The sequence below is a fragment of the Pseudomonas sp. NPDC089408 genome (assembly GCF_044749445.1).
GTDB lineage: Bacteria > Pseudomonadota > Gammaproteobacteria > Pseudomonadales > Pseudomonadaceae > Aquipseudomonas.
Map to the genome: position 1 here is coordinate 112,934 of NZ_JBIVHY010000009.1, position 12,647 is coordinate 125,580.

At 63.7% G+C, this 12,647-nt stretch carries 10 protein-coding genes; 7 read left to right on the forward strand and 3 right to left on the reverse strand.

Going from position 1 to position 12,647, the window contains the following annotated elements; genetic code table 11:
• The first annotated feature begins 10 nt into the window (after positions 1–10).
• The 4 genes from peaB to ACIP02_RS16520 all read left to right on the forward strand — a co-directional run bounded on the left by peaB (position 11) and on the right by ACIP02_RS16520 (position 4,748).
• Entirely contained in the window at positions 11–1,441 is a 1,431-nt protein-coding gene (peaB, locus tag ACIP02_RS16505; RefSeq protein ID WP_400617966.1) for a quinohemoprotein amine dehydrogenase maturation protein, read from the forward strand.
• A gap of 1 nt (position 1,442) precedes the next feature.
• Complete coding sequence (qhpC, locus tag ACIP02_RS16510) at positions 1,443–1,766, forward strand: quinohemoprotein amine dehydrogenase subunit gamma (RefSeq protein WP_012272119.1); 324 nt, start codon at positions 1,443–1,445, stop codon at positions 1,764–1,766.
• A gap of 32 nt (positions 1,767–1,798) precedes the next feature.
• A complete protein-coding gene (gene peaD, locus ACIP02_RS16515) occupies positions 1,799–2,920 on the forward strand; it encodes a quinohemoprotein amine dehydrogenase subunit beta (RefSeq protein ID WP_400617968.1) in 1,122 nt (373 codons plus the stop codon).
• Positions 2,921–3,074: 154 nt separating this feature from the next.
• Positions 3,075–4,748: a fatty acid CoA ligase family protein gene (locus ACIP02_RS16520; protein WP_400617970.1), complete on the forward strand. Its 1,674-nt coding sequence runs from the start codon at positions 3,075–3,077 to the stop codon at positions 4,746–4,748.
• A gap of 67 nt (positions 4,749–4,815) precedes the next feature.
• On the opposite strand, the gene mobA is transcribed toward ACIP02_RS16520, so the two are convergent.
• Positions 4,816–5,391, reverse strand: coding sequence for a molybdenum cofactor guanylyltransferase MobA (mobA, locus tag ACIP02_RS16525; protein ID WP_400617972.1), 576 nt, complete (start codon positions 5,389–5,391; stop codon positions 4,816–4,818).
• A gap of 187 nt (positions 5,392–5,578) precedes the next feature.
• On the opposite strand from mobA, the gene ACIP02_RS16530 reads away from it, so the two are divergent.
• Complete coding sequence (locus tag ACIP02_RS16530; RefSeq protein WP_400617974.1) at positions 5,579–5,890, forward strand: HU family DNA-binding protein; 312 nt, start codon at positions 5,579–5,581, stop codon at positions 5,888–5,890.
• A gap of 84 nt (positions 5,891–5,974) precedes the next feature.
• Here ACIP02_RS16530 and ACIP02_RS16535 read toward each other — a convergent pair whose 3' ends face one another.
• Positions 5,975–9,094, reverse strand: coding sequence for a multidrug efflux RND transporter permease subunit (locus ACIP02_RS16535; RefSeq protein ID WP_400617976.1), 3,120 nt, complete (start codon positions 9,092–9,094; stop codon positions 5,975–5,977).
• An 11-nt stretch (positions 9,095–9,105) separates the two neighbouring features.
• Positions 9,106–10,275: an efflux RND transporter periplasmic adaptor subunit gene (locus tag ACIP02_RS16540; RefSeq protein ID WP_400617978.1), complete on the reverse strand. Its 1,170-nt coding sequence runs from the start codon at positions 10,273–10,275 to the stop codon at positions 9,106–9,108.
• A 272-nt stretch (positions 10,276–10,547) separates the two neighbouring features.
• Between ACIP02_RS16540 and ACIP02_RS16545 the strand changes: the two genes are divergently transcribed.
• Positions 10,548–11,249: a response regulator gene (locus ACIP02_RS16545; protein ID WP_400617979.1), complete on the forward strand. Its 702-nt coding sequence runs from the start codon at positions 10,548–10,550 to the stop codon at positions 11,247–11,249.
• Positions 11,250–11,255: 6 nt separating this feature from the next.
• Positions 11,256–12,554, forward strand: a complete 1,299-nt coding sequence (locus ACIP02_RS16550) for an ATP-binding protein (RefSeq protein ID WP_400617981.1) — start codon at positions 11,256–11,258, stop codon at positions 12,552–12,554.
• The last annotated feature ends 93 nt before the right edge of the window (positions 12,555–12,647 follow it).

Here is a 12,647-nt window from a genome sequence, read left to right on the forward strand (position 1 = left end):
GGAGGTCGCCATGGGCGCACTACTGAACCTGGTCGAACGCAACCTGCATGAAGTGCAGGTCGATGCCGACCGCATGCTGTTCCATATCCCCAGCAGTTCGCTGTTTGCCACCGATGCAGTGACCGGCAGCATCATCGATGCCTTGCGCCAGCAGGGCTGCTCGGCCGAGGAGCTGACACAGCGCCTTGGCCGGCAGTTTGCCGGCGATGATATCCAGGACACCTTGCGCGAGCTGATCGCGCTGGAGCTGGTCAGCGACGGCTCGCCGCTGACCCCGGAAATCGCCCTCAAGCAGGTCGAGCGCACTGCGCTGAACACTGTGGTGCTCAACGTCAACACCGGTTGCAACCTGAGCTGTACCTATTGCTACAAGGAAGACCTGGACAAACCTTCCGCCGGCAAGAAGATGAGCACTGACACCGCCGAAGCCTCGGTGGAGATGCTGCTCAAGGAATCGCCCAACGAGGACCGCTACAGCGTGGTGTTCTTCGGTGGCGAGCCGCTGTCCAACCGGCCATTGATCGAGCACATGGTGGCGTACTGCGAACGGCGTTTTGCCGAGGCGGGCAAGCAGGTGGAATTCATCATGACCACCAACGCCACCTTGCTGACCGAAGAGATCATCGACTGGCTCAACGCCCACCGCTTCGGCCTGTCGATCAGCATCGACGGCCCAAAGACCGTACACGACCGCAACCGCATCACCGTGGGCGGGCAGGGCACCTATGACGTGGTGCGGCGCAAGGCCGACCTGCTGCTGTCGCGCTACACCAGCCGCCCGGTGGGGGCGCGGGTCACGCTGACCCGAGGCATTACCGACGTCGAGACTATCTGGAACCACCTGTTCAACGAAATGGGCTTTGCCGAGGTCGGCTTTGCCCCGGTCACCTCCGGCGACATGGCCGACTTCAACCTCACTGGCGAAGAGCTGGTGCAGGTGTTCGCCAACATGAAAGCGCTGGGCCGCAAGTACCTGGAGGCGGCGCTGGAGCACCGCAACATCGGTTTCTCCAACCTGCACCAGCTGATCACCGACATCCACGAGGGCCACAAGAAGGCCCTGCCTTGCGGTGCCGGGCTGAAAATGCTGGCAGTGGACCACAAGGGCGAGCTGAACCTGTGCCACCGCTTCACCGGCTCCAACCTGCCAACCTTCGGCAACGTGCACCAGGGCGTGAAGCAGGCGCAGCTCAACGACTTCCTGTCGCAACGCCTGGACCGCAGCAACACCGGCTGCGAAAGCTGCCGCATCCGCAACCTGTGCTCGGGCGGCTGCTACCACGAAAGCTATGCGCGCTATGGCGACCCGCAGCACCCGACCTACCACTACTGCGAACTGATGCGCGACTGGGTCGACTTCGGCATCGAGGTCTACAGCCGCATCATGGCCGCCAACCCGGCCTTCATCGACCGCTACATCACCCCGCGGAAGGCGCACTGACATGAAGCACTTGAAGCCCCTGAACAACAAGGCGCGCATCCTCGAACAGGCCGCCGCCGAAGACCGCGTCGAAGAAGTCATGGCCATGAGCGCCGTGGCGGGCTGCACCGCCACCACCGACCCGGGCTGGGAAGTGGACGCCTTTGGCGGCGTGAGTTCGCTGTGCCAGCCGATGGAGGCCGACCTGTATGGCTGCTCCGACCCTTGCTGGTGGCCGGCCCAGGTGCCGGACATGATGAGCACCTATCAGGACTGGAACGCCCAGGCCACCAACTCGGCGGATGACTGGCGCAACCTTGGCACTGTGTTCCCGAAAGACAAGTGACCGGCCCAACAAGAATGACAAGGGGAAACCGCATGAAAGCTGGACGCTGCGCACCACTCGCGCTCACCATCGCCGCCACGGCCTTTGCCGGGCTGGCACAGGCCGACGACACCGGGCCGGCGCTGAAGGCTGGCCACGAATACATGATCGTGACCAACTACCCGAACAACCTGCATGTGGTCGATGTGGCCACTGACACGGTGTACAAGAGCTGCGTGATGCCCGACAAGTTCGGCCCCGGCACCGCGATGATGGCGCCGGACAACCGCACCGCCTACGTGCTCAACAACCATTACGGCGACATCTACGGCATCGACCTGGACACCTGCAAGAACACCTTCCACGCCAACCTGTCGAGCGTGGCGGGCGAAGTGGGCCGCTCGATGTACTCGTTCGCCATCAGCCCGGACGGCAAGGAAGTGTACGCCACGGTCAACCCGACCCAACGCCTGAACGACCACTACGTGGTCAAGCCGCCACGGCTGGAAGTGTTCAGCACCGCCGATGGCCTGGCCGCCAAGCCGGTGCGTACCTACCCGATGCCGCGCCAGGTATACCTGATGCGCACGGCCGACGACGGCACCCTGTATTTCGCCGGGCCCGATATTTACAAGATGGACGTGAAGACCGGCAAGCATTCGGTGGCCTTGCCGCTGCGTAACTGGAACCGCAAGGGTTACAGCGCCCCGGACGTGCTGTACTTCTGGCCGCACCAGAACCCGCGCCACGAGTTCTCGATGCTGTACACCATTGCCAAGTTCAAGGATGCCAAGCAGGACCCGAACGAGGCCGAGTTGCTGTACGGTTACCTGAGCGTCGACCTGAAGACCGGCAAGACCCACACCCAGGAGTTTGCCGACCTGACCGAGCTGTACTTCACCGGCCTGCGCTCGCCCAAGGACCCGAACCAGATCTATGGCGTGCTCAACCGGCTGGCCAAGTACGACATCAAGGAGCGCAAGCTGATCAAGGCGTCTAATCTGGAGCACACCTACTACTGTGTCACTTTCGACAAGAAGGGCGACAAGCTGTACCTGGGCGGCACGTTCAATGACCTGGCGGTGTTCAACCCGGACACGCTGGAGAAGGTGAAGAACATCAAGTTGCCGGGTGGTGACATGTCTACCACTACACCGCAGGTGTTTATCCGCTAAACCGGTGTTGGCTTCTTCGCGGGTAAACCCGCTCCTACAAGGACTGCGCCACCTTCAGGCGCTGTGCAGGGCCTTGTAGGAGCGGGTTCATCGAGGCGTCGAACCGCCGCGAAGAGGCCAGCACAAACAACAAAAAAACAACAAGAGATCGCCCATGCCCCAGCCAAGCTACACCCAGGGCAACCAGGACAAGCCCCTGCTTACCCACTGCATCGGCGACGCCTTCGACACCACCGTCGCCCGTTTCCCCGACCGCGAAGCGCTGGTCGTCTGCCACCAGGCCCTGCGTTACACCTGGCAGCAACTGGCCGAGGCCGTCGACCAACATGCCCGGGCATTGATGGCGCTGGGCGTGCAGCCCGGCGACCGTCTGGGCATCTGGGCACCCAACTGCGCCGAATGGTGCATCACCCAGTTCGCCAGCGCCAAGGTTGGCGCGATCCTGGTCAACATCAACCCAGCCTACCGCTCCAGCGAACTGGACTACGCCCTCGGCCAGTCCGGCTGCCGCTGGATCATTTGCGCCGATGCATTCAAGACATCCGACTACCATGCCATGCTGCTCGCCCTGATCCCGGGCCTGGCCAACGGCCAACCGGGTGCCCTGATCTGCGAGCGCTTCCCCGAACTGCGCGGTGTGGTCAGCCTGGCCGCCACACCACCGTCGGGCTTCCTTGCCTGGCACGACCTGCAGGCCCGCGCCGAGGTGGTCAGCCGCGAAGCCCTGGCCGAACGCCAGGCGCAACTGCGCTGCGACGACCCGATCAACATCCAGTACACCTCGGGCACCACCGGCTTTCCCAAGGGCGCCACCCTCAGCCACAGCAACATCCTGAATAACGGCTACATGGTCGGCGAAAGCCTGGGCCTGACCGAGCATGACCGGCTGGTGGTACCGGTGCCGCTGTACCACTGCTTCGGCATGGTCATGGCCAACCTCGGCTGCATGACCCATGGCAGCACCCTGATCTACCCCAATGATGCCTTCGACCCCTTGGCCACGCTGCGCGCGGTGGCAGAGGAAAAGGCTACTGCGCTGTATGGCGTGCCGACCATGTTCATCGCCGAGCTGGACCACCCGCAGCGTGGTGACTTCGACCTGTCGAGCTTGCGCACCGGTATCATGGCCGGTGCCACTTGCCCGATCGAGGTTATGCGCCGGGTAATCAGCGAGATGAACATGGCTGAGGTACAGATTGCCTACGGCATGACCGAAACCAGCCCGGTATCGCTGCAGACCGGTGCCACTGATGACCTGGAACGTCGCGTAACCAGCGTCGGCCGCACCCAGCCACGGCTGGAGAACAAGGTAGTCGATACCGATGGCAACAGCGTGCCACGCGGCGAGATCGGCGAGCTGTGCACCCGTGGCTACAGCGTGATGCTGGGGTACTGGAACAATGCCAAGGCCACTGCCGAAAGCATCGATGAGGACGGCTGGATGCACACCGGTGACCTGGCGGTTATGGACGAGCAGGGCTATGTGCGTATTGTCGGGCGCAGCAAGGACATGATCATTCGCGGCGGCGAGAATATTTACCCGCGCGAGCTGGAAGAGTTCTTCTTCACCCACCCGGCGGTGGCCGATGTGCAGGTGATTGGCGTGCCGTGCAGCAAGTACGGCGAAGAGATTGTGGCGTGGGTACGGTTGCACCCGGGGCATACCGCCAGTGCGGAAGAACTGCGTGAGTGGGCGAGGGCGCGGATTGCGCACTTCAAGGTGCCCAGGTACTTCCGCTTCGTCGATGAATTTCCGATGACGGTGACGGGCAAGGTGCAGAAGTTCAGGATGCGTGAGATCAGTATCGAGGAATTGGCTGCTGGGTGATGTAGTGCCTGTACCGGCCTCTTCGCGGGCAAGCCCGCGAAGAGGCCGGTACAGGTAACAGATGATCTCAGCGCTGCAGCAACTCCGGGCTGTTGAAATTGCTCAATCTGCGATCGCCCTCGGCACACCCCAGCGCTTGTACTCTGTCGCGCAGCAGGGCCTTCTGCAAACTCCGCTCCCCCTCGGCCCAGGCCTGTTCCAGCACCGGCAACACCCGACGAGGCAGCACGCTGAACATCGGCTGCCAGTACCCCCTCTGGCGCACCATCGCCGCGCTGTCATTCACCGCCGCCACCCGCAGCAGGTCCTCGATCAACGCTCGGTCAACCAGCGGCGCATCACAAGCCAGCACCACCACCCATGCATGCCGCGCCACCTTGAGCCCGGCAATCACCCCTGCCAGCGGCCCAGGGAAGTCCGCGTCGGCATCGCCCACCAACTGATCGGCATACGCGCGGTAGACATCCTGGTTGCGGTTGCAGGAAATCACCAGGTCATCAGTGAGTGGCCTTACGGTACGGTGCATGTGCGCGATCAAGGGCTCGCCCTGCCAATCCACCAAGCCTTTGTCACGCCCACCCATGCGCTGGCCACGGCCTCCAGCGAGAATCAGGGCTGAGCTGTCGGGCAAGGGTGTGGTCATGGTTGCAGTTCCAGGCGAGGGCAGGTGGCAACCCTCCCATGGCCGGCATGCGTTGTCCAGCAAGCGGGCGTCCGGTTTGCGCCGACCTGACATTTTTGCCAGTTGTGCCGGGCGCGCCTTCTCCCTTCAATACAGCTGGAACCTTGGCATTGCGACGGTGCCAAGGCCGATAACAAGGAGAAGACTTTTGAACAAATCGGAACTGGTAGACGCCGTGGCAGAGGCTGCGGATATGAACAAGGCAACGGCACTGAAGGCAGTCGATGCCTTTATCGATGCAGTCAAGACATCACTGCACGCGCGCAAGGAGGTGGTCCTGGTGGGCTTTGGTACTTTCACTACCATGGCAAGAGAAGCGCGAATGGGGAGAAACCCGAAAACTGGCGAACCGTTGAAGATTGCGGCGGCGATCACCGCCAAGTTCAGGGCCGGTAAAAATTTGAAGGATGCCGTCAGACTCGGCGGGCAACCTGGTCAGAAGCCTAAAACACGCAAATGACCGGGAAGGGAGGCGTAGCTTGATGCCAGTCAGTCAAGTTTGTTGGGGCTGCTTCGCAGCCCCGGATTGCTTGATTGACTGGCGTCAGGCCGGAACCTTCGCGCGAGTGGTTTCGGCTTTGCCCTTGCCCGCCAACCGCATCACCACCACGAAGAACACTGGCACAAACACCACCGCCAGGGTAGCGCTGAGCATGCCGCCGATCACCCCGGTGCCGATCGCCTGCTGGCTGGCCGAACTTGCGCCCGTGGCAATGGCCAGTGGTACCACACCAAGGATGAACGCCAGCGAGGTCATCACGATCGGGCGCAAACGCAGGCGTGCGGCCTGCACGGCGGCATCGACCGCGTCCACACCCTGATCGACCAGGTGCTTGGCGAACTCGATGATGAGGATGGCGTTTTTCGCCGACAGGCCGATCAGGGTGATCAGGCCGACCTTGAAGAACACATCGTTGGGCATGCCGCGCAGGGTCACCGCCAGCACTGCGCCCAGCACGCCGAGCGGTACCACCAGCAGTACGGCAGTGGGGATCGACCAGCTTTCGTACAGCGCCGCCAGGCACAGGAACACCACCAGCAGCGACAGTGCCATCAGCATCGGTGCCTGGCTGCCGGACAACCGCTCCTGCAGCGACAGGCCGGTCCATTCCAGGCCTGCACCGGCTGGCAGCTGCGCTACCAGGCGCTCGATTTCGGCCATGGCTTCGCCTGAGCTGTAACCCGCCGCCGGCTCCCCGGAAATCGACACCGCCGGGTAGCCGTTATAGCGGGTCAGCTGCACCGGGCCGCTGACCCACTTCGCCTGGACGAATGCGCCCAAGGGCACCATCTTGCCGCTGTTGTTACGCACATGGATCTTCAGCAGGTCTTCGACCTGGCTGCGCTGATCGCCTTCGGCCTGCACCACCACGCGCTGCATGCGGCCCTGGTTGGGGAAGTCGTTGACGTAGCTGGAGCCTACGGCAACGTCCAGCACCGTGCCGATATCGGCAAACGACACGCCCAGGGCATTGGCCTGGCGGCGGTCGATTTCCAGCTGCACCTGCGGGCTCTCGGCCAGCGAGGCTTCACGCACGTTGGTCAGCAGCTTGCTTTTGCCGGCGCTCTGCAGCAACTGGTCACGGGCCGCCATCAGCTCGGCGTGGCCCATGCCTCCACGGTCCTGCAGGCGGAATTCGAAGCCGGTCGATTCACCCAGGCCGTCGATAGGGGGTGGCAACACCGAGAAGGCGATGGCGTCCTTGAGCTGGCTGAAGGCCATGGTCGCACGATCGGCGATCGACTGGGCACTGTCGTCGGCACCGCGCTCGGACCAGTCCTTGAGCGTAGTGAAGGCCAGCGCCGCATTCTGCCCGCTACCGGAGAAGCTGAAGCCGAGAATGAGCGTGGTGTTGCCCACCCCGGGTTCTTCAGTGTTGTGCGCCTCGATCTGCGCGGCCACCTGTTCGGTGCGCATGCGGCTGGCGCCGGGGGGCAGCTGGATATCAGTGATGGTATAACCCTGGTCTTCAGTGGGCAGGAACGCCGTGGGTAACTGGCTGAAGCCATAGCCCAGCACCCCCAGCAGCAGCGCATACACCAGCAGGTAGCGACCGCTGCGCTTGAGTGCCTGCATGACCCAACGTTGGTAGCCGTTGCTCATACCCTCGAAGCGGCGGTTGAACCAGCCGAAGAAGCCCTTGCGCTCGTGATGCTCACCTTTGGCCACAGGTTTGAGCAGGGTAGCGCACAGCGCCGGGGTAAGGCTGAGGGCGAGGAATGCCGAGAACAGGATCGACACGGCCATCGACACCGAGAACTGCTGGTAGATCACCCCCACCGAGCCTTGCATGAAGGCCATCGGCAGGAACACCGCCACCAGTACCAGGGTGATGCCGACGATGGCGCCGCTGATCTGGCCCATGGCCTTGCGCGTGGCTTGCTTGGGCGGCAGGCCTTCTTCGGCCATGATGCGCTCGACGTTTTCCACCACCACAATGGCGTCGTCAACCAGGATGCCGATGGCCAGCACCATGCCGAACAGGGTCAGCACGTTGATCGAGAAGCCCATCGCCAGCATTACGGCGAAGGTGCCCATCAGCGCCACCGGTACCACCAGGGTCGGGATCAGGGTGTAACGCAGGTTCTGCAGGAACAGGAACATCACTGCAAACACCAGCAGCATGGCTTCGAACAGGGTGTTGATGACCTGCTCGATCGACACCTTGACGAAGGGCGAGGTGTCGTAAGGGATGTCGTACTTGACGCCTTCCGGGAAATAGCGCGCCAACTCCTGCATCTTCGCCCGCACCAGGGTGGCGGTTTCCATGGCGTTGGCGCCCGGCGACAGCTGGACACTGAAGGCGGTGGCCGGTTTGCCGTTCAGGCGGGTGCCGTACTGATACTCCTGGGCACCGATCTCGACCCGGGCGACATCGCCGATGGTGACGGTGGAGCCGTCCGGGTTGGCCCGCAGCACAATGGCGGCGAATTCTTCGGGGCTGCTCAGCTGGCCCTTGACCACCACGTTGGCGGTGATTTCCTGAGTGCTGCGGGTGGGCAGGTCGCCAATGCTGCCAGGGGCGACCTGGGCGTTCTGGCCGGCGATGGCTTCGGCCACATCGTTGGGCGTGAGGTTGAAGCCGACTAGCTTGCGCGGGTCGATCCAGATGCGCATGGCACGTTCCGAGCCATACAGCTGGGCCTTGCCGACGCCCTTGAGGCGGCGGATTTCATCCATCACGTTGCGCGCCAGGATGTCCGACAGGGCAGTTTCGTCGAGCTTGCCGTCTTCGGAGGTAAGGGTGGCCAGCAGCAGGAAGCCGGTGGACACCTTTTCTACCTGCAGGCCCTGCTGGGTGACCGGGCGTGGCAAGCGCGACTCGACCACTTTCAGGCGGTTCTGCACGTCTACCTGGGCCAGGTCCGGGTTTGTGCCAGGGGCGAAGGTGGCGGTGATGGTGGCGCTGCCCAGGCTGCTCTGCGACTCGAAATACAGCAGGTTGTCGGCGCCGTTGAGTTCCTGCTCGATCAGGCTGACCACGCTTTCGTCCATGGTCGCCGCCGAGGCGCCCGGGTACACGGCGTAGATTTCTACCTGCGGCGGTGCCACGTTGGGGTACTGGGCCACCGGCAATTGCGGGATGGCCAGCGCACCGGCAAGCAGGATGAACAGGGCGACTACCCAGGCAAATACCGGGCGGTCGATGAAGAATTGCGGCATGAATCAGGCCCTCACTGGCCGGTGTGCTGTGCGATGGGCGGTGCCCCAGGGGTGTTGTCGACCTGTACCTGGTCACCGGCCTTGACGTGTTGCAGGCCCTCGATGACCACGCGCTCGCCAGGGGCCAGGCCCTCACTGACGATCCAGCGGTCACCCTGGGCGCTGCCCAGCACCACCGGGCGGTCGCTGACCCGCGCCTGCGCGTCGACCACCAGCACCTTGGGTACGCCGGCGCTGTCACGCAGGATGGCGCGCTGCGGCACGCTCAGGCCCTTGGGCTGCACGGCCTGCTCCAGGCGCACGCGTACGTAGCTGCCGGGCAGCAGGTCGAGGTCCGGGTTGGGGAACTCGCTGCGCAGGGTGATCTGGTTGGTGCTGGGGTCGACGCTGATGTCGGAGAACAGCAGCTTGCCCGGCAGCGGGTAGGCGCTGCCGTCGTCCTGGATCAGCGTGGCGCGGGCCTGGCCGGCGCCCACCTGCTGCAGCTCGCCGGCACGCAAGGCGCGGCGCAGGGCGTTGAGCTCGCGGGTCGACTGGGTGACATCGGCATGGATCGGGTCCAGCTGCTGGATGGTTGCCAGCGGCGTGGTCTCGTTTTGCCCGACCAGCGCGCCTTCGGTGACCTGGGCGCGGCCGATGCGACCGGAGATGGGCGCGGTCACGGTGGCGTAGCCGAGGTTCAGGCGGGCGCGCTCCAGTGCCGCCTTGGCTTCGGCCACTGCGGCATCGGCCTGCAGGAAGCTGGCCTTGGCGTTGTCGTACTCCTGGCGGCTGACTGCCTTGTCGTCGACCAGCTGGCGGTAGCGCTGCTCTTGCAGGCGGGCCTGGTAGCGGGTGGCCTCGGCCTTGGCCAAGGTCGCGCGGGCGCTGTCATGGTCGGCCTTGAACGGTGCCGGGTCGATCAGGAACAAGACATCGCCCTGCTTGACGTCGCTGCCTTCGCGGTACACCCGCTTCAGCACCACGCCAGCGACCCGTGCGCGTACTTCGGCGGTACGCGGGGCGAGGATACGGCCGCTGAGTTCGCTGCTGATGGCCAGGGGCTGCAGTTGCAGGGTTTCCACCCGTACTTGCGGGGTGGGGGCCTGTTCGTCTTGCTCGGCGCTGTCGCTGCAGCCGGCCAGGGCCAGGCTCATGAACGCCAGGAGCGCCAACGGGCGCAGGGGGAGGGTAGTAGGCATGCGGATCTTCCGATGATGACCTTGTATATGCTACGGCAGGCGTTGCCTGGGCGGCTGTTAATACCTGTAGGGCGAGTGTGAAAAAGTGTGAAGAACAATCCTGTGTTGTGGTTGTGTTCTATATGCTGAGTATTCCTGTGCCGGCCCATTCGCGGGTAAACCCGCTCCTACAGGGATCCTGCAGCATTCAGAACCTGCGCGGTACCCTGTGGGAGCGGGTCTACCCGCGAATGGGCCGGCACAGGCATACCTCAATCCAGATTGATCCGCCTATGCCGAATATTTTCCTGGTCGAAGACGACAGCGCCCTGTCCGAGCTGATCGCCAGCTACCTGCAACGCAACGACTTCCATGTCCAGGTGATCGCCCGGGGCGATCATGTGCTGGACGAGTACCGTCGGCAAAAGCCTGACCTGGTCATCCTCGACCTGATGCTGCCGGGTATCGATGGCCTGCAATTGTGCCGCCTGCTGCGCCAGGAGTCGCAAGGCCTGCCAATCCTGATGCTGACTGCCCGTGACGACAGCCATGACCAGGTGCTGGGCCTGGAGATGGGCGCCGACGACTATGTGACCAAACCCTGCGAGCCCCGGGTGCTGCTGGCCCGGTTGCGTACCCTGCTGCGCCGCAGCAGCGTCAACGAGCCGCGCCTGGACAACGACCTGATCCTGATTGGTGGCCTGCGCATCGACCTGGCCGAGCGCACGGTCAGCTGGCGTGGCGACGAGGTGGAGCTGTCCAGCGGCGAGTACAACCTGCTGGTGGTGCTGGCGCGCAATGCCGGCGAAGTGATGAACCGCGACCGCATCCTGCAGCAACTGCGTGGCATCGAGTTCAACGGCACCGACCGTTCGGTGGACGTGGCCATCTCCAAGCTGCGGCGCAAGTTTGACGACAACGCCGGCGAAGCGCGCAAGATCAAGACCGTATGGGGCAAGGGCTATCTGTTCAGCCGCGTCGAGTGGGAGTGCTGATCGGCCATGCTCAAGATCCTGGTGCGGCTGTACCTGGTGATCATCGTCGCCTATGCCGGCGCACTGCTGTTCATCCCCGACACCATCGTCGGCATGTTCCACGACCGTTTCATGGCCTACAACCTGGACCAGGCCAAGGGTGTGCAGTCGTTGATCGTGCGCCAGTTCCGCCAGGCGCCGCGCGAGCAGTGGCCAACCGTTGAACAGGAGCTGGCCGATGATTTCGCGCCGCTGCAACTGCAACTGCTGCGTGTGAACCAGGCCGACCTGAGCGAAGAAGAGCAGGCACGCCTGGAGCATGGCCTGTACGCCGTGCGGATTGCCGACTGGGGCTACTACGAGACGATCCTGGCGCCGCTGGACAAGGAGTGGCTGGTGCGCCTGCACTCACCGCCAGACCCGCTGGACATCAACGTGTTGTCGTGGGGGGTGACCGTGCTGATCGGCGCGGCCATGCTTGGCTGCCTGCTGTTGTGGGTATGGCCGCACTGGCGAGACCTGGAGCGCCTGAAGGAAACCGCCCGGCGCCTGGGCCAGGGGCAGATGGCCGAGCGTACGCACATCTCGCCACACTCCAACATCGGTGAGCTGGCCGGGGTGTTCGACACCATGGCCAGCGACCTGGAACGCCACGTCAACCAGCAGCGCGAGCTGCTTAATGCGGTTTCGCACGAGTTGCGCACGCCCCTGACCCGGCTGGATTTTGGCCTGGTGTTGTTGTTCGACGAGGTACCGCCGGCCAGCCGCAAGCGCTTGCTGGAACTGGTCGGGCATGTGCGCGAGCTGGATGAGCTGGTGCTGGAATTGCTGTCCTATAGCCGCCTGTACAACGCCGACCAGGCCCGTGAGCGGGTCGAGGTGTCGTTGCTGGAGCTGGTCGACAGTGTGCTGGGCGGCTTTGCCGAGGAGCTCGATGGCCGGGGCATCCAGTGGGAAGTGCAGGCCGAGGGTGATTTGCCGCGCTTTGTGCTGGACCCGCGGCTGACGGCGCGGGCGGTGCAGAACCTGGTGCGCAATGCCATGCGTTATTGCGATGAAAGCCTGTTGTTGCGCTTGCGCCTGGAAGCGGATGGCGGCTGCCTGCTGACAGTTGAGGATGACGGGATTGGCATTCCGGTGGAGGAGCGTGAGCGGATCTTCCAACCGTTCTACCGCCTGGACCGTAGCCGGGACCGCAATACGGGTGGGTTTGGTTTGGGGTTGGCAATCAGCCGGCGGGCGATCGAGGGGCAGGGTGGGACCTTGACCGTGGCGCAGTCGGCGTTGGGTGGGGCGCAGTTTCGTATTCGATTGCCTGCTGGGTGATGTTTCGCCAGTGCCGGCCCCTTCGCGGGTAAACCCGCTCCTACAGGGACCGCATAAGCCTTTGTAGGAGCGGGTTTACCCGCGAAAGGGCCG